17 protein-coding genes are annotated in these 17,623 nt (G+C 68.2%); 13 read left to right on the forward strand and 4 right to left on the reverse strand.

The features are described 5' to 3' along the window. Positions 1-6: 6 nt before the first annotated feature. The gene (leuB, locus tag M0208_RS14875; protein ID WP_258892453.1) at positions 7-1,059 is read left to right on the forward strand and encodes a 3-isopropylmalate dehydrogenase; all 1,053 of its coding nucleotides are present in this window, start codon (positions 7-9) and stop codon (positions 1,057-1,059) included. Beyond that, complete coding sequence (locus M0208_RS14880) at positions 1,056-2,156, forward strand: glycosyltransferase family 2 protein (RefSeq protein WP_258892454.1); 1,101 nt, start codon at positions 1,056-1,058, stop codon at positions 2,154-2,156. The genes leuB and M0208_RS14880 overlap by 4 nt, the downstream gene beginning before the upstream one ends. Here the strand turns inward: M0208_RS14880 and M0208_RS14885 are convergent. Then, positions 2,153-3,370, reverse strand: coding sequence for a glycosyltransferase family 39 protein (locus M0208_RS14885; protein WP_258892455.1), 1,218 nt, complete (start codon positions 3,368-3,370; stop codon positions 2,153-2,155). The genes M0208_RS14880 and M0208_RS14885 overlap by 4 nt on opposite strands. A 60-nt stretch (positions 3,371-3,430) precedes the next feature. On the opposite strand from M0208_RS14885, the gene M0208_RS14890 reads away from it, so the two are divergent. The 9 genes from M0208_RS14890 (at position 3,431) to M0208_RS14930 (ending at position 12,387) form a co-directional block, all read left to right on the forward strand. Beyond that, a complete protein-coding gene (locus M0208_RS14890) occupies positions 3,431-4,639 on the forward strand; it encodes a PLP-dependent aspartate aminotransferase family protein (RefSeq protein WP_258892456.1) in 1,209 nt (402 codons plus the stop codon). Then, positions 4,636-5,034, forward strand: a complete 399-nt coding sequence (gene apaG, locus M0208_RS14895) for a Co2+/Mg2+ efflux protein ApaG (RefSeq protein ID WP_258892457.1) — start codon at positions 4,636-4,638, stop codon at positions 5,032-5,034. Before M0208_RS14890 ends, apaG begins: the two co-directional genes overlap by 4 nt. Then, the gene (locus M0208_RS14900; protein ID WP_258892458.1) at positions 5,031-5,822 is read left to right on the forward strand and encodes a LysR family transcriptional regulator; all 792 of its coding nucleotides are present in this window, start codon (positions 5,031-5,033) and stop codon (positions 5,820-5,822) included. Before apaG ends, M0208_RS14900 begins: the two co-directional genes overlap by 4 nt. A 167-nt stretch (positions 5,823-5,989) precedes the next feature. Further along, entirely contained in the window at positions 5,990-6,703 is a 714-nt protein-coding gene (locus M0208_RS14905) for a hypothetical protein (RefSeq protein WP_258892459.1), read from the forward strand. After that, the gene (locus tag M0208_RS14910) at positions 6,700-7,239 is read left to right on the forward strand and encodes a GNAT family protein (RefSeq protein ID WP_309547016.1); all 540 of its coding nucleotides are present in this window, start codon (positions 6,700-6,702) and stop codon (positions 7,237-7,239) included. The genes M0208_RS14905 and M0208_RS14910 overlap by 4 nt, the downstream gene beginning before the upstream one ends. 63 nt (positions 7,240-7,302) lie before the next feature. After that, positions 7,303-8,748 carry a DUF1800 family protein gene (locus M0208_RS14915; RefSeq protein WP_258892460.1) on the forward strand — a complete coding sequence of 482 codons (1,446 nt, stop codon included), beginning with the start codon at positions 7,303-7,305 and terminating at the stop codon, positions 8,746-8,748. A 3-nt stretch (positions 8,749-8,751) separates the two neighbouring features. Then, on the forward strand, positions 8,752-9,906 hold the full coding sequence (locus M0208_RS14920; protein WP_258892461.1) for a DUF1501 domain-containing protein: 1,155 nt from the start codon (positions 8,752-8,754) through the stop codon (positions 9,904-9,906). Between the two features lie 22 nt (positions 9,907-9,928). After that, positions 9,929-11,656 (forward strand): arginine--tRNA ligase, encoded by a 1,728-nt coding sequence (gene argS, locus M0208_RS14925; protein WP_258892462.1) that lies wholly within the window; start codon positions 9,929-9,931, stop codon positions 11,654-11,656. Next, entirely contained in the window at positions 11,656-12,387 is a 732-nt protein-coding gene (locus M0208_RS14930; protein ID WP_258892463.1) for an SPOR domain-containing protein, read from the forward strand. The genes argS and M0208_RS14930 overlap by 1 nt, the downstream gene beginning before the upstream one ends. A gap of 125 nt (positions 12,388-12,512) precedes the next feature. Here M0208_RS14930 and M0208_RS14935 read toward each other — a convergent pair whose 3' ends face one another. Next, positions 12,513-13,586, reverse strand: a complete 1,074-nt coding sequence (locus M0208_RS14935) for an ecdysteroid 22-kinase family protein (protein WP_258892464.1) — start codon at positions 13,584-13,586, stop codon at positions 12,513-12,515. Beyond that, positions 13,583-14,329, reverse strand: a complete 747-nt coding sequence (locus tag M0208_RS14940; RefSeq protein WP_258892465.1) for an SDR family NAD(P)-dependent oxidoreductase — start codon at positions 14,327-14,329, stop codon at positions 13,583-13,585. Before M0208_RS14940 ends, M0208_RS14935 begins: the two co-directional genes overlap by 4 nt. A gap of 204 nt (positions 14,330-14,533) precedes the next feature. Between M0208_RS14940 and M0208_RS14945 the strand changes: the two genes are divergently transcribed. Both M0208_RS14945 and M0208_RS14950 read left to right on the forward strand, forming a co-directional pair. Then, positions 14,534-14,860 carry a DUF485 domain-containing protein gene (locus M0208_RS14945; RefSeq protein WP_258892466.1) on the forward strand — a complete coding sequence of 109 codons (327 nt, stop codon included), beginning with the start codon at positions 14,534-14,536 and terminating at the stop codon, positions 14,858-14,860. Continuing rightward, on the forward strand, positions 14,860-16,560 hold the full coding sequence (locus M0208_RS14950) for a cation acetate symporter (RefSeq protein ID WP_258892467.1): 1,701 nt from the start codon (positions 14,860-14,862) through the stop codon (positions 16,558-16,560). The genes M0208_RS14945 and M0208_RS14950 overlap by 1 nt, the downstream gene beginning before the upstream one ends. On the opposite strand, the gene M0208_RS14955 is transcribed toward M0208_RS14950, so the two are convergent. Continuing rightward, complete coding sequence (locus M0208_RS14955; RefSeq protein WP_258892468.1) at positions 16,557-17,600, reverse strand: tetratricopeptide repeat protein; 1,044 nt, start codon at positions 17,598-17,600, stop codon at positions 16,557-16,559. The two genes, M0208_RS14950 and M0208_RS14955, sit on opposite strands and share 4 nt — an antisense overlap. Between the last annotated feature and the right edge of the window lie 23 nt (positions 17,601-17,623).

Genomic DNA, 17,623 nt, shown 5'->3' on the forward strand with positions numbered 1-17,623 from the left:
GACCACATGAATCACACGCCACTGATCGCGATCCTGCCCGGCGACGGCATCGGCCCCGAAGTAACCGCCGAGGCGCGGCGCGTGCTGGACGCGCTGAACCTGGGGCTGACGTTCGAGGACGCGCCGGTCGGTGGGGCGGCGTACCGGGTGGCGGGGCATCCGTTGCCCCCCGATACGCTGGCGCTGGCGAAGCGCGCCGACGCGATCCTGTTCGGCGCGGTGGGCGATCCGGCGTTCGACGGGCTGGAGCGCAATCTGCGGCCCGAACAGGCGATCCTGGGATTGCGCCGGGAGCTGGCGCTGTTCGCTAATCTACGCCCGGCGAAGATCTTTCCGGGGCTGGAGGACGCGTCCGCGCTGAAGCCCGAGATCGCGCGTGCGATCGACCTGATGATCATCCGCGAGCTGACCGGCGACGTGTATTTCGGCGAGAAGGGGCGGCGGGTGACGCGCAAGGGTCTCCGCGAAGGCTACGACCAGATGCGCTACGACGAGGTCGAGGTCGCGCGGATCGCACGCGTCGGGTTCGAGACGGCGATGCGGCGGCGGCGCAAATTGGTGTCGGTCGACAAGGCCAACGTGCTGGAAACATCGCAACTGTGGCGCGACGTGGTGAACGAGGTCGCGCGCGATTTTCCGCAAGTGGAACTTGCGCATATGTACGTCGACAATGCCGCGATGCAGCTGGTGCGCGCGCCGGGCGCGTTCGACACGATCGTGACGGGCAATCTGTTCGGCGACATCTTGTCGGATCAGGCGTCGATGTGCGTCGGGTCGATCGGGATGCTGCCATCGGCCTCGCTCGATGAGAACGGCAAGGGCTTATACGAGCCGATCCACGGCTCCGCGCCCGATATCGCGGGGCAAGGCAAAGCCAATCCGTGCGCCGCGATCCTGTCGGCGGCGATGATGCTGCGCCATTCGCTCGGGATGGCAGCGGCGGCGGATCGCATCGACGCGGCGGTGAGCGCGGCGCTGGCGTTGGGCAAGCGGACGGCGGACCTTGGCGGTGATTGCTCGACGCAAGAGATGGGCGACGCGGTGCTCGCCGGGCTGTGACCGCATTGCTCGACCTGGCGGTGGTCGTGCCGACCTTCAACGAACGCGGCAATGTCGCGACGCTGGTGGCGAAGCTGGATCAGGCGCTGGCGGGCCTCGAATGGGAAATGATCTTCGTCGACGACGACAGTCCCGACGGAACCGCAAGTGCGGCGCGCGAGATCGCCCGGATCGACCGGCGCGTGCGGGTGATCCAGCGGATTGGGCGGCGCGGGCTGTCGACCGCGTGTATCGAGGGGATGTGCGCGACCGCCGCGCCCTTGGTGGCGGTGATCGACGGCGATCTGCAGCATGACGAGACGCTGTTGCCCGGCATGGTGGCGGCGTTGCGCAGGGATGCGGCGCTGGAGGTGGTGGTCGGATCGCGCTTTGTCGCGGGCGGCGGGACCGGCGAGTGGGACCGCGACCGGGTGGCGAAATCCGCGCTGGCGACACGGCTGGCGCGGCGCGTGCTGAAGGCCGATCTGGCCGACCCGATGAGCGGGTTCTTCATGATCCGCAGCGACGTGATCCGGGGTCTCGCGCCGCGGCTGAAGGGAATCGGGTTCAAGATATTGCTGGACATCATGACCGCCAGCCCGCGCCCGATCGCGTTCGTCGAACTGCCCTATACGTTCCGCGTCCGGACCGAGGGGGAGAGCAAGCTGGATCACGTCGTGGCGATGGAATATCTGATCGCGCTGTACGACCGGATGTTCGGGAAGGCGGTGCCGGTCAGGTTCGCGATGTTCTCCGCGATCGGGGTGCTCGGGCTGGCGGTGCACATGGCGGTGCTGTGGCTGCTGTTCCGCGGGGCCGGGAGCAGTTTCATCGCGGGCACGATCGTCGCGACGTTCGCGGCGATGACGTTCAATTTCTTCCTGAACAACACGCTGACCTATCGCGACCGGCGGCTGAAGGGCGCGCGGGCGTTGCTCGACGGTTGGGTCGCGTTCTGTGTCGTCTGCTCGATCGGCGCGGTGGCGAATATCGGCGTGGCGGCGTTCCTGCACGACGTGCGCGACGGCGCGTGGGCGGCGTCGGCGATGGTCGGGGTGCTGGTCGGCGCGGTGTGGAATTACGCACTGTCGTCGCGGTTTACCTGGGGACGGTATTAAATCCAGCTGTCGAACCATGTCCACTGACGGAATGCGCCTGCGTCGGGCAGCGCCTGCGCCGACAGGACGGGAAAGAAATAGATCGCCAGCACCAGCGCCGCGGCGACGAACGCTTCGTCCCAATGCGTCAGCCGGTCGCGCCAATGGTCGAAGGCCACGATGATCGCGATGACGATGAACACGCTGGACGGATAGTAATAATAATAGAAGCCGAGCGATTTGGGGATCACCGCCCAGATCGCGACGCTGCCCAGCCATAGCCCCGCGGCGGCGAACAGGCGCGGCGATCCGGTCTTGATCCAGCCCCACACGCACGCCGCCAGCGCGCCCAGCCCGCCCCACATCACCACCGGGTTGCCGATCAGCAGGATGCCGCGCTGCGCCCCGTCGGCGGGTTCGTAGAGATACCAGATCGGGCGGATCATCAGCGGCCACGTCCACCAGTTCGACTGATAGGTGTGCGGCGGCAGGGGCGACGTCTGACGCGTGTACATCTCGAGCTGCCACGGGATCAGCCGCACCAATGTCATCGGCTGGTTGGCGTAGAAGAACGCTGGGGCGAACGTGGCGAAGTACGTCGCCACCGATACTGCGCCCAGCACCGCCACGCCGGGGATGATCGCAATGCCGGGCCAGCGTTTGGTGTCTTCCCGCTTCAATGCGACGAAGGCGATCGCGGCGAAGGCCACGTAGGGGGCGGCGCCCCATTTGCACGCCACCGCCGCGCCGAGCAGCGCCGCACCGAGCGTCCAGCGTCCCCATCCGCCGCGGCGCATCCCCCACGCGATCACCGCGATTCCGGCGATCAGGAATGCGAGCATGAAGGTGTCGAGCATCGCGATCCGCGCCTGCACATAGACCGTGAAGCCCAGCAACGTCAGCACCGCGCCGAACAGGCTGGATCGCACCCGCCCGATCATCAGCTGCAGGATCGCGAATACCGCCACGACCGTCGCCGCACCCGCCAGCGTTGACATGAAACGCCAGCCGAACGACGTATCGCCGAACAACCGGATGCTGATCGCCATCAATTCCTTCGCCAGCAACGGGTGTTCGATGTTCGCTGGTTCGGCGAGCGTCGCCATGATGCGTGCGGCGGGGACGTAGTGGGTTTCGTCGAACACCGGCTGATGCGGCACCGCCAGCCGGATCAGGAACAATAGCCACGAAGCCAGGCCGATCAGGATCGCGAGCGGGATCGGGCGGCGAAGCATCGTGACGTGTGTACCGCGCGCGCCCTTGAAAGCGAGGGGGCAATCGACGAAAGCAGCCCCATGAAACGCCGCACCGGACAGGACCGATCGATCACCGACACCTGGCGCCCGGCCACGCGCGCGATCCGCGGCGGAACCGCGCGGTCGGAATATGGCGAGACGTCGGAGGCGATCTTCCTCACCTCGGGCTATGCCTACGACTGCGCGGGCGACGCGGCGGCGCGCTTTGCGGGCGAGCAGCAGGGCATGACCTATTCGCGGCTGCAGAATCCGACGGTCGAGATGCTGGAACATCGCATCGCGCTGCTGGAGGGGGCCGAAGCGTGCCGTGCGATGGCGAGCGGCATGGCGGCGATGACCGCGGTGCTGCTGTGCCAGTTGCAGACCGGCGACCATGTCGTCGCGGGGCGTGCGGCATTCGGGTCGTGCCGCTGGCTGGTCGACACCTTGCTGCCGAAGTTCGGGATCGCGACCACCGTCGTCGACGCGCGCGATCCGCAGACGTTTCAGGATGCGGTGCGGCCCGAGACGAAGGTGTTCTTCTTCGAGACGCCGGCGAACCCGACGATGGACATCGTCGACCTGAAGGCGGTGTGCGATATCGCGCGCGAACGCGGCATCATCAGCGTCGTCGACAACGCCTTTGCCACGCCCGCGCTGCAGCGGCCGATGGAATATGGCGCGGACGTCACGGCCTATTCCGCGACCAAGATGATGGACGGGCAGGGCCGCGTGCTGGCGGGCGCGGTGTGCGGGACGCAGGATTTCATCGACAACACGCTGCTGCCGTTCACGCGCAACACCGGGCCGACGCTGTCGCCATTCAACGCCTGGGTGGTCCTGAAGGGGCTGGAGACGCTGGACCTGCGCATCCGGCGGCAGTCGGAGAGCGCGGTGACGGTCGGGCGTTTCCTGGAGAAACGCGTGCCGCGGATGCTCCATCCGGGGCTGCCGAGCCACCCGCAGCACAATCTGGCGATGGCGCAGATGGACGCGACGGGGCCGATCTTCGCGTTCGAGGTGGACGGCGGGCGTAGCCAGGCGCACGGGCTGCTCGATGCGCTGGAGTTGATCGATATATCGAACAACATCGGCGATTCGCGGTCGCTGATGACGCATCCCGCCTCGACGACGCATTCGGGCGTCGCGGAGGACAAGCGCGTCGAAATGGGCGTGACCGAGGGGATGATCCGCATCAACGTCGGGCTGGAAGACCCGCAGGATCTGATCGACGACCTCGACCGTGCGCTGACGGCGGTGGATTTGTGAAGGCGCTGTTCCCCGCGGCGGAGACGACGCTCGGGGTGACGGTGCGCGTGTCGGTCAGCTATCTGCCCGAACAGTCCGAGCCGCAGCGCGGGCGCTGGTTCTGGGCCTATCATATCCGGATCGAGAATGAGGGGCCGCAGTCGGTGCAGTTGCTGACGCGGCACTGGACGATCACCGACGGGCGCGGCGCGCGGCATACGGTGGAGGGCGAGGGCGTGGTCGGCGAAAAGCCGCTGATCGCGCCGGGTGGCAGCTATGACTACGTATCGGGCTGTCCGCTGGCGACGCCGTCGGGACATATGCAGGGCAGCTACCGGATGATCGGCGAAGACGGCGCGATGTTCGACGTGGCGATCCCGCGGTTCGCGCTGAACGCGCCGGTGGTGATCGAGTGAAGCGCACGCACCTTCCGCTGAACGGGCTGCGCGTGCTGGACGCGGCGGCGCGGCATCTGTCGTTCACGCGCGCGGCGGACGAGCTGGCGGTGACACCGGCGGCGGTCGGGCAGCAGGTGCGAGCGCTGGAGGATACGTTGGGCGTCGTGCTGTTCCGGCGCACGACCAAGGGGCTGGAGCTGACGCCGGAGGGCGAGGCCGGGCTGGCGGCGCTACGCGAAGGTTTCCTGCAGTTCGAGGAAGCGGTGCGCGCGATGCAGGCGGGGCAATCGTCCAAATCGCTGACGATCGCTGCGCCGCGCGACCTGACCGAGAAATGGCTGCTGCCGCGGCTTGCCGAGATTGCGCGGACCGATGGCGAGTTGCGCTTCGTGCTGGTGTCGGCGGACGACGCGCCTGATTTCACCGAGGCGAATTTGGATCTTGCAGTGCGCTGGGGCGAGGGACCGGGCGCGCATGAGGGCGAGGCGATCGAATCGGAGGGCATGGTGACGGTCGAGCGGCCGGGCGGCGGCGCGAATGCGAAGATCGCCTGGCCCGGCTGTACGCCTGACGACGCGTCCGCGCTGGTGCGGGTCGGCGATGCAGGGCTGGCACTGGACGCCGCAGCGGAGGGTTTGGGGCAAGCGACCGTTCCCGAATTGCTGGCGACGCGCGACATCGCCGCGGGGCGGCTGGCGGTGGTGGGCGAACCGCGGCCGTCGCGCTTCGGTTACTGGCTGGTCGCGCCGTTGCCGCAATGGCGCCAGAAGAAGGTGCAGGCGCTGGTCGAGGCATTGGGAGTATGATGCGAGCGGGGTGGATCGCGCTTGCGGTTGCATCGCTTCAAATCAGCGGATCGCAGCTTCGCGCCAGCACCTTCAGAGAAACGATCGAGACGTGCCCGGTGGGCGGCGAGAAGTTCCGTTTTCGATCGCTGGCGAGTTTTTCGAGATGGGCCGAACTTCCTGACGGCATGCCGGTCGGCTCGGGCCTGTTCCCGCGCGAACTGCCGCAATGCCCCGGCAACGGGCTTGTAATTTATACCTCGTTCAGTGGCTTGGATCTGAAGCGGGTCACAATGATCGTGACGGGTGCGGAATATACGGCGCTGCGGAAGACCGAGACGCCATATTATCTGGCCTACTTTCTGGACCGATCGCTGGGCAGCGAGTCGGCGGTGTATTATCTCTTACGCGCGACGTGGGAGGCAAAGATCCGTGGGGACGATGACGCCCGCGTCCTTCGATATAACCGCGAGTTTGTCGCGCTAGTCCGAGCGATGCCGGTCGATCCGGCGAACTTCGAATCGATCGTTTTGCGTGGCCGCGCGGCGAACGCGCTGCGTGAAATGGGTGCTTTCGACGAGGCGGAAACCATACGCGCCGCGATCGTCATCTCACCGGCAGCCGGGGACGGTTACCCGAACGCGGCGGAGCATCGGAAGAGTTGGGCTGCTTATCTCGCGCAACTGGCGACAGCCATCGCCCGCGCCGACGCTTCGCGTGCGCCGATCGACATGATCGGAAGGCGCGAGGCGACGTTTCGGTGTCTGGGGCCGGACGGCGAAGCCGCGACCGTGTCACCGCCGCCGCTGACGCCGTTCGAGCAAAGCTATTGCGCGGATTCTGGCATGGTGAAGGCCGTCGCGGAGGTTCGTGCCGCTCGAGCAAGGTGGAAGGCGCGGTGACCAGTACCGCACAACCTTTCACGACCGCGCGGCTGGCGATGCGCGCGCAGGCAATCGACGACGCGGCGGCGCTGCACGAGGCGTATCGAGACGAGGAGTTGATGCGATATTGGTCGAGCGCGCCGCACGCCACGGTCGGGGAGTCGGCCGCGTACCTGACGCCGCGGGCCGACAACGATCAATGGCGCGGCTGGTCGATCACGATCGCGGGCGACGATCGCGCGATCGGGACGTTGGGCGCGTCGACGCGGCGGGCCGGGGTGAGCGAGATCGGCTATCTGCTGGTGCGATCGGCGTGGGGCAAGGGGTACGCGCGGGAGGCGGTGACGGGGCTGATCGACCTGTTGTTCGCCGAAGGACAACGCCGCGTCTTTGCCGATACCGATCCCGACAATGCGGCGTCGATCGGGCTGCTCGAATCGCTGGGGTTCCAGCGCGAGGGACTGCTGCGCGCCGAATGGGAGACGCATATCGGGGTGCGCGACAGCGTGATCCTGGGGCTTTTGAAGGACGAGTGGCGCGCGCGGGCGCGATAAAATCGCGATTTGACATAGTTTTGCGACAAGCCGGGCATATTCCTCTTGTTGGAGGTGACGCCTGTGAGTGAAGTTTCGATCGCGCTCAACCGCTTCGGCCTCGGCGCGCGGCCCGACGAGGCCCTGCCCACCGATCCGCGCGCATGGCTGACCGCGCAATTGGCGCGCTATCAGCCGCGTCCCGCCGTCTTGGCGGGCCTTGCCGGAACGCCGGTGATCGCGGCCGAGATCATGGACTATCAGGAACAACGTCGCGCGGTGCGGCAGGAGCGTCGCGCTGCGGGTGCGCAGCAACCTGACGCTGCGATGACGGCGGGGTCGGCGATGCAGCCCGTGCAACGCCCGCCGCGCGATCCGGATCAGATGGCGGCGCGACGACAGTTGCGGCGCACGCATTATGAGGCCGCGATCGATGCGCGAATGGCCTCGGCGTTGGTCACGCCCGCGCCGTTCGCCGAGCGGATGGTGCATTTCTGGGCCAATCACTTCGCGGTGTCGGCGGACAAGATCGTCGTGACGCCGCTGGTCGGCGCGTTCGAGTTCGAGGCGATCCGGCCGCATGTGACGGGCAAGTTTCGCGATATGCTGGGCGCGATGGCGCGGCATCCGGCGATGCTGCTGTATCTGGATCAGGCACAGTCGGTCGGGCCGGGCAGCCGCTTCGCGCAAGGCGCTGCGCTGCGCGGCAACAAGCGCGGGCTGAACGAGAATTTTGCGCGGGAGCTGATGGAGCTGCACACGCTGGGCGTGCGCACGGGCTATTCGCAGGCCGACGTGACCGAACTCGCGCGCGGGCTGACCGGCTGGAGCGTGGCAGGGATCGGGCGGCGCGCTGGTGGGCAGGGTGATCCGGGCGCGTTCCGCTTCGCCCCCGCGGTCCATGAACCGGGTGCGCGGAGTCTGCTGGGACAGAGCTATGCCGAAGGCGGCGAGGCGCAGGGGCAGGCGATGCTCGACGCGCTGGCGCGGCATCCGGCGACCGCGACGCATGTCGCGACCAAGCTGGCGCGGCATTTCGCGGGCGACGATCCGCCGCCCGCGATGGTGACGCGGATCGCGGCGGCGTTCCGGTCGTCGGATGGCGACCTGCCGACGGTGTACCGCGCGATCATCGCCTCGCCCGAGGCATGGGCAGCGGGCACGTCGAAATTCCGCACGCCGTGGGAATGGGCGGTCGCAGCGATGCGCGCGACCGGGCAGCGTGAGGTTGCGTCGGGATCGGCGGTCGGGCTGCTGAACCAGCTCGGGCAGCCGGTGTGGAAGCCGGGGCAGCCCATCGGCTATGACGATATCGCGGCGACGTGGGCCGGGCCGGATGCGGTGATGCGGCGGGTCGAGGCGGCGGAGCGGATCGCCGCCCGCGCGCCCGAGACGGATGCGCGCGCGCTGGCGGCGAAGCTGTATCCGGCGGCGCTGTCGGATGCGACCGCGACCGCGATCGCGCGCGCCGAGAGTCCGGGACAGGGGCTGGCCTTGCTGCTGGTCGCCCCGGAAACGATGCGGAGATAGAAGATGTTCGATCGTCGCTCATTGCTGATCGGAGGCGGTGCCGCCGCCGTGGCCGCGGCGTTCGCGCCGCGCATGGCGTTCGCGAAGGCCGCGACCGACCGGCGTTTCGTGTTCATCATCCAGCGCGGCGCGGCCGACGGCCTCAGCATGGTCGCGCCGGTCGGCGATCCGGCGTTCAGCGGCGTGCGCGGCGTGCTGGGCGAGGATTTGGCGGGCGCGCGGAAGCTGGACGCGATGTTCGCGCTGCACCCCGCGCTGGTCCAGACGGGCGCGCTGTACGGGAAGGGGCAGGCGTTGTTCGCGCACGCCATCGCCTCGCCGTACCGCGACCGATCGCATTTCGACGGGCAGAACGTGCTCGAGACCGGGGGCGTGCGCGCTTATCAACAGAAGGACGGCTGGCTCAATCGGCTCCTCGGCGTGGTGCCGACCGAGGAGCGCAGCGCGATCGCGGTCGCCGCGACCGTGCCGATGGCGCTGCGGGGATCGCGCGAGGTGGCGTCCTATGCGCCGTCCGCCTTGCCAGATGCGTCGGAGGATCTGCTGCGGCGGGTGACGATGCTGTACGAGGGCGACAAGCAGTTGCACGCCTTGTGGGACGAGGCGCTCCAGACGCGGACGCTGACCGGCGATCTGGCAGGCGACAACGGTCGCAACGCCGCCGCGACGGGCGCGCTGGCGGCGAAACTGCTGTTGCCGGCGAACGGCGCGCGGATCGCGATGATCGAGACCGGCGGGTGGGACACGCATAGCGCGCAGAAGGGGCGGCTGCAGGCGCAGTTAAAGGGCTTGGACGCAATGATCGCGGCGTTGCAGGCCGGGCTGGGACCGGTGTGGGATCGCACGATGGTGCTGGTCGCGACCGAATTCGGGCGGACGGTGGCGGTCAACGGCACCAACGGCACTGATCACGGGACGGCCTCAGCCGCAATGCTGCTAGGGGGTGCGGTGAAGGGCGGGCGCGTGATCGCGGACTGGCCTGGGCTGGCCCCTGCGGCGCTGTACGAGGGGCGTGACCTGAAGCCGACGATGGGGCTGGACGCGTTCATCGGCGGCGCGGTGGCGGGGCATTTCGCGCTCGATCCTGCGCCGACGATGGCGGCGTTGTTCCCGGCGAGCGCAAAGGCGCGCGCGACCGAAGGGCTGGTCCGCGCCTGACCGCTGTTCTAAAGGCGCGCGCATGACGCTTTATTCCCGGTTCGCGGCGCATGTCGATGCGGCGCTCGATGCTCTTGTCGCCGCGGGCGACCTCGATCCCGCGGTGGATCGCCGCAATGTGACGGTCGAACCGCCGCGCGATGCGACGCATGGCGATCTGGCGACCAACGCCGCGATGGTGCTGGCGAAGGCGGCGAAGGCCAATCCGCGCGCGCTGGCCGAGAAGATCGCGGCCGAGCTGGGGAAGCTGGACGAGGTGGAGGGCGTGTCTGTCGCCGGACCGGGGTTCATCAATCTGCGGCTGACCGACGACATCTGGCGCGCCGAGCTGTCGGCGATCCACGATGCGGGGGGCGATTACGGCCGTTCGACGCGCGGGCAGGGCGTGTCGGTGAACATCGAATATGTCTCGGCGAACCCGACCGGACCGATGCACATGGGGCATTGCCGCGGCGCGGTGGTCGGTGATGCGCTGGCGGCGTTGCTCGAGTTCGCCGGGCACAAGGTGATCCGCGAATATTACGTGAACGATGCGGGCGGGCAGGTCGATACGCTCGCGCGGTCGGCGCATTTGCGGTATCGCGAGGCGCTGGGCGAGGATGTCGGCGCGATCCCCGAGGGGCTGTATCCGGGCGATTATCTCGTGCCGGTTGGGCAGGCGCTGGCGAGCGAGTTCGGCGACCGGTACGCGGCCGCGTCAGAGAACGAATGGCTCGTGCTGTTCCGCACCCGCGCGGTCGCGGCGATGCTGGAGCTGATCAAGGCCGATCTCGCCTTGCTCGGCATCCATCACGATCTGTTCGCCTCGGAGGCCGAGTTGCAGGCGGCGGGCAAGCCGGAGGCGGCGGAGGCCGAGCTGCGCGCGCGCGACCTGATCTATGACGGCGTGCTGGAAGCGCCAAAGGGCGAGACGCCGGACGATTGGGAACCGGTGGAACTGCCGCTGTTCCGGTCCTCGCAATTCGGCGACGATCAGGATCGGCCGATCAAGAAATCGAATGGGTCGTGGACCTATTTCGGGGCCGATCTCGCCTATCACTACCAGAAGGCGCAAGGCGCGGACGAGCTGATCGACATCTGGGGCGCGGATCATGCCGGGACGGTGAAGCGCATCGTCGCGGCGGTCGCGGCACTGACCGGGGGCAAGACCAAGTTCGACGTGAAGCTGGTGCAGATGGTGCGGCTGCTCCGCGCGGGCGAGCCGGTGAAGATGTCGAAGCGCTCGGGCAATTTCGTCACGCTGGCGGACGTCGTGCGTGAGGTCGGCAAGGACGTGGTGCGCTTCACGATGCTGACGCGGCGGTCGGACGCGCAGATGGATTTCGACTTCGCCAAGGTGGTCGAGGCGTCGAAGGACAATCCGGTGTTCTACGTGCAATATGCGCACGCCCGCGTCGCGTCGCTCCACCGGCGCGCGGACGAGGCGGGAATTACGGCTGAGGCGCCCGATTTGTCCCGTCTTGATACGGAGGAACTGGTGCTGGTGAAGCTGGCCGCGCAGTTCCCGCGGGTGGTGGAGACGGCCGCCGCTGCGCGCGAACCGCACCGAATCGCGTTCTATCTCTATGACTTGGCCGCCGCGTTCCACGCGCAGTGGAACGTCGGCAACGATCGGCCCGACCGTCGATTCCTGATTTTGGACGACGCAGCGGCGACCGCGGCGCGGCTTTTCCTGGCCGACGGGATCGGGCAGATCATCCGAAACGGCCTCTCGATCATGGGGGTGGAGGCCGTTTCGGAGATGCATTGATGACGACGTCGGACGAAATCGATCTGCGCGACGAGGATCGGCTGCCCTGGCTGGAGACGGTCGAACCCGACGAGCCGGAAGGCCCCGGCGTGTTCCGCGTCGTGGCGCTGGTGGTTTTGGGCCTTGCGGTGGTCAGCGCGATCGTGTTCGGCATCTATCAGGTGCAGCAGCGCAGCGGCAGCAGCGCGGGGACCGGCGAGCTGATCGCGGCGCAGGAGGGCGATTACAAGGTTCGCCCCGACGATCCCGGCGGCTTGCAGGTGAAGGGCGAGGGCGATTCGGCGATCGCGACCAGCGCCGGATCGAATGCAGCGTCCTCGATCGACCTGAAGGCGGTGCCCGAGACGCCGATCACGGGCAAACGTTCGACCGGGGCGGTGCCGGTGGCGGGCGCCGGAACGCGTGCGGTGGCCGAGGTGCCGGGCGCTGGCGGGCGGCTGAAGGCGACCGCGCCGATGGCCGCGCCGCGCACGAGCGTGCCCGGTGCGGGGTCGGGCGGGGCATTGGTCCAGCTTGGCGCTTTCCCCAGCGAGGCGGCGGCGAATGCGGCGTGGAGCGCAGTCGCCAAGCGGTTCGGCTACGTCGCGACGCTCGGCAAGGAGGTGCAGCCGGCCGAGGTGAACGGGCGCAAGCTGTTCCGGCTGCGGGTGAACGCGGGCAGCGCGACCGCGGCAGCGGATATCTGCGGCCGGTTGAAGGTCGCGGGTGAGAGCTGTTTTGTTACCAGTTGACGGTTCAGCATCGCTGAACCGTGACGGCACCGGCCCGCTCCCCCACCCCGCCTCCCAAGTCATTATTGCTGAATGGGAGGCGGGGTGGGGGAGCGGGCCGGTGCAGTCTTGCGCGCGTGAGCGCGTCAGATCACCCGCAGGGCCCCCAGCGCATCGGCATCGATCGCCTGCGCCGCACCGCCGCGCGCCATCGCGAGGAACATCGCGTCGCCGCGTTCGGTGCGCTTGGTCGAGGCCGAGGCGAAGACCGCGGTGGAGACGCCCGACAGCAGGGTCAGGCGATAGTCGCGGCACAAAGCGTCGTAATCGTAACCGGTGACGCCATAGCCGCGGAGCTGGTCGAGGTAGAAATCGAGCAGATGGCGTTCGTGCCTGCGCCGGTTATCCACCGACAGCGCGAGGCCGAGGAAATACGCGATGTCGACCGCGCCAAGCCCGATCGCGGGGGATTGCCAGTCCAGCACGGCCAACGGCACCGCGCGGTCGCTCGCATCGAACAGCATGTTGTCGAGCCGGAAGTCGCCGTGCGTCAGCGTGAAGCTGGTCGGCGGGTGGTTCATCGCCTGGCCGATCAGCGCGCCGTAAGCGTCGCACACCGCCATGTATTCGGGCTCCAGCACGCCGTCGTAGCGGGTGTGGAACTCGGCGAGGCAGTCGGGGAAGACCTGCACCACGAAATCGCGCGCGGCGCTGGTGTCGAGGAAGGCATGGTCGCGCAGGGTCGCGTCGTTCCAGCGTGGGCCGTGGAGCGCGGCGGCTTGCACCATCGCGGCCTCCGCATCGGGAAGATCGCATCCGGTCAGCTGATTGCCGCCGCGCGCGGGAGTCAGATCCTCCAGCAGCAGCGCAAACGTGCCGTCGGCTTCGTCGATCTCGGCCGAGAAACAGGCCGGCGTACGGATCGCGACGGTGTCGGCGAGGTGTCGGTAGAAGCCGATTTCGCGGGCGTAGAGGCCGAAGTCTGCGCCGGTCTTGCGGCTGACCGGATCGGCGCTGGCGAACTTGCCGACGAAGGATTCGGGTGCGCCTTCGTCCATGTCGTAGGTGACCGCAAACCGGATCGAATCGCCGAGCATCCCGACGCCGACCGCCTTGCTTTCGACCGACGTCACGCGCGCATCGCGGATCACGCTCGCGGTGCGCAGGCGTTGGGTCAGCCACGCGGTGTCGACCGCGCCGGACTCCAGCGCGGCGCTCACCGCATACCGCCGTCGCAGCGCACGATCGTGCCGGTGACGAAGCTGGAGGCGGGGCTGGCGAGCCACAATGCGGTGGTCACGATTTCCTCCGGCCGACCGGGGCGACCGGCGGCGTTCGGGGCGGTTTCGCGCGCTTCCGCTTCCCAGGCGTTCGCGATGTCGGTCAGGAAGGGACCGGCGGCGATGGCGTTGATGCGCACCTTCGGGCCGTATTCGCGCGCAAGGCTGATGATCGTGGCGTTGAGCGCGGCCTTCGCCCCGGCATAGGGAACGACCTGAGGTGTGGGCATGAGCGAGGCGATCGACGAGGTGGCGATGATCGCGCCGCCGTCGCCCTGGCTCATGCGGTGCGCGACGTTCGCCATCAGGCGGAACGGCCCCTTGAAGTTCAGCGACACGACGCTGTCGAACAGTGTTTCGCTTACCTCGTGGCTGGGCACCAGCGGCCCCATCCCGGCATTGGCGACGAGCAGGTCGATGCGGCCGAACCGTTCGTACGCCGCGTCGGCCAGCGCGTCCATCTCGTCCCAGCGTCCGGCGTGGGCGGGCAGCGCGGCGGCGCGGCGGCCCTTCGCGCGGATTTCGTCGGCGACCGCTTCGCACGCGTCGGCCTTGCGGCTGGAGACGATCACGTCGGCCCCGGCATCGGCGAAGGCCAGCGCCATCTGCTGCCCGAGCCCGCGCGATCCGCCGGTGATCAGCGCGACCTTTCCGGTCAGGTCGAACAGGGGGTGGGGGGCCATCGTCATCCTCTCAGCACAATGTCCCGTTTGCGGCGGAATCATCCATAACTTCGGTTATGGCGTGATTTGCGGGCGGCGCAACCTGCCCCGGCGGCGGCCTGTTGTCGGCTGGTGATCGCATGCAGGGGCCTGTTCGGGTCACGGCCGTCGGGGGCCGGTTTCGCCAGGCGTTGCCAACCGCGACGTCCTCGCCGATGAACGGGCATGCCGTCGCCCCCTGTTCCCGATCGTGTGCTCGAAGCCAGGATTGCAGCCGATCCGCGCTATCGTGCGCTGGTGCGCGACCGGCAGCGCTTTTCCTGGATGCTGACGGCGATCACCGTCGTCGCGTACAGCAGCTTCATCGCGCTGATCGCGTTCGACAAGCCGCTGATGGCGCAGCCGATCGGCGGCGGGACGATCAGCATCGCGGTCGCGCTGGGGGCGGCGATGCTGGTCGGTACGGTCGCGATCTGCGCGGTCTATGTCCGGCGCGCCAACCGGGTGTACGACCCCCGCCTCGCCGAGTTGCTGGCGGACGTGGAGCCGTGATGCGCAGTTTGGCACCGTGCGCGGGACTGCTTGTGCTGCTCGGCTGGGCAACCGGCGCGAATGCGGCGATCGTGGGCGCGGTGCAGCGGCAGCCGACGAACTGGACCGCGATCCTGATGTTCGCGGGGTTCGTCGCGATCACCTTGTGGATCACCGGGGCCGCCGCGCGACGGACGCGCACCGTGTCCGATTTCTACACCGGCGGCGGCATCACCGGATTTCAGAACGGTCTGGCGATGGCGGGCGATTACTGCTCGGCGGCGTCGTTCCTCGGCATCACGTCGCAGATCTTCAACGATGGTTACGACGGGCTGATCTATGCCATCGGCTTCCTCGTCGGTTGGCCGATCGTCCTGTTCCTGATCGCCGAGAAGTTGCGCAATCTCGGGCGCTTCACGTTCGCCGATGTCGCCTCCTATCGTTTCCTGCAGGGACCGGTGCGGAGCTTTGCGGCGATCAGCACCTTGCTGGTCGTCGCCTTCTACCTGATCGCGCAGATGGTCGGCGCGGGGCAACTGATCCAGCTGCTGTTCGGCCTGCCCTATCTCTATGCGATCACCGTCGTCGGCGGGTTGATGATGATCTATGTCCTGTTCGGCGGGATGCGCGCGACGTCGTGGGTGCAGATCATCAAGGCGGTGATGCTGCTGTGCGGCGCGACGTTCCTGGTCCTCGGCGTGCTGGCGCATGTCGGCTTTTCGATCGAGGCGCTGTTCGCGCGGGCGGTCGCGGTGAAGACGAAAGTCGCGCTCGACGGTGGCCTGTCGCCCGCCGACGCCGCGGCGAAGGGCCGGGCGATCATGGGGCCGGGCGGCTTCATCAAGGATCCGATTTCGGCGCTGTCGTTCGGCTTCGCGCTGATGCTCGGCACGGCGGGCCTGCCGCATATCCTGATGCGTTTCTTCACCGTTCCCGACGCACGGGAGGCGCGCAAGTCGATCATGTGGGCGACGGTGTGGATCGGCTATTTCTACGCCATGATCTTCGTGCTGGGCTTCGGCGCGATCGTAATGATCTCGTTCAATCCGGACTATGTCGATGCGGCCGGCGCGCTGCGCGGCGGGAACAACATGGCGGTGATGCATCTGGCGCACGCGATCGGCGGCAATCTGTTCCTTGGTTTCATCTCGGCAGTGGCGTTTGCGACGATCCTGGCGGTGGTGGCGGGGCTGACGCTGTCCGCGGCCTCGGCGATCTCGCACGACATCTATGCGAGCGTGGTTCGCAAGGGTGAAGCCGATCCGGTGAAGGAGCTGCGCGTGTCGCGGATCACGACGATCCTGCTGGGCATCACCGCCGTCATCCTGGGAATCGTGTTCGAGAAACAGAATGTCGCCTTCATGGTCAGCCTGGCCTTTGCGCTGGCGGCGTCGGGCAATTTTCCGGTGCTGGTCATGTCGTTGCTGTGGAAGGGATGCACGACCAATGGCGCGGCGTGGGGCGGTGCGATCGGGCTTGCGACCGCCTTCGTGCTGACAAGTCTGTCCCCGGTGATCTGGGTCGCTGTGTTCGGGTTCGAGCAGGCGATCTTTCCCTACAGCTCGCCCGCGTTATTCTCCGTGCCCGCCGGATTCCTCGCGATCTGGCTGATATCGGCTCTCGACCAGTCACCCCGCGCCGCGATCGACAAGGCGGGCTATCCGGAACAGCGATTGCGGTCCGAAACGGGGATAGGCGTCCACGACGCCGCAGCGCATTAATCCTGGTCGAGTTGCGCGGCGCGCGCGGCGTCGGCGTCGGCGCGGGCGGCCTTGCCCTCACGGCGCAGGATCAGGCTGCGCTGGAACCAGCCGCGCGGATCGTCGGGGGCATAGCGGACCGCCTTGTCGAGATCGGCGAGCGCGCGGTCGTCGTCGCCCGCCTTCGCATGCGCCAGACCGCGGTTGAGCCAGGCGGCGGCGAGCTTGGGAGAGATGGCGATCGCGCGGTCGAACGCGGCGATCGCGCCGTCGAGATCATCCTGCCAGGCCAGCATCAGTCCGTCGCCAACGAGCGCGGCCGCGCGCCCCGTGGTTCCGGCAGCGGCGGCGGGCACGGCCTTTCGGCAAGCGTTCAGGCTTTGCCGTGGATCGTCGATTGTGCAGGCGTTCAAGCCGCCGTTTGCCGCCACGCGGCGCTCAAGCCGCTGCTGCGCCTTTGCCGCGCGGCCGGTGATCCGTGAGCCGGTGACGATCAGGTCGCCGGCGACGTCGGCTTCTTCGGCCGCGGCGGCGGGCGCGGGGGGCGGAGGCGGAGGCGGCGGTGGCGGTGGCGGTGGCGGTGCGGCCGCCACTATAGCAGGTGGCGGTGCGGACATTGCGCTCTCGACAACAGCATCGCGCTGCCGTTCTTCGCCGGGCGGGGCGGGCTCGTCAGTTTGCGGAGCGGGCGCTGCGACGATTTCCGGCGCGCGACCTGACGGCCTGTCCGGCAGTGGTTCGGCCACCCTGTCGGCTGGCGGCTCCGAAGCTTTCGATGCGGGTGGTGCGACCGCAGCCGGAGCGCGGGCCGCGACCGGCGGCCGATGGTCTTCCGAAAGCCACAGCGGCAGGCCGATCGCCGCGACCAGCGCAGCGGCGGCCAGGACGCCCAATTGCGGTCGCCCGGTCAAACGCCAGCGGCGGGCCGGTGCGGGTGTGGGGGCTGGCGAAACGTCGCCATCCCACCGCCGCATCGCCGCAACGATCGTCGCCTCGCGCCGGTCGGGACGGGGCGGCGGCGAAGGGGGCAGCAGGGCCGAAAGGTCGGGTTCGGTCGACATTGCCGCCCGTCTTATACCGGCAA

The organism is Sphingomonas sp. SUN019, from assembly GCF_024758705.1.
GTDB lineage: Bacteria > Pseudomonadota > Alphaproteobacteria > Sphingomonadales > Sphingomonadaceae > Sphingomonas.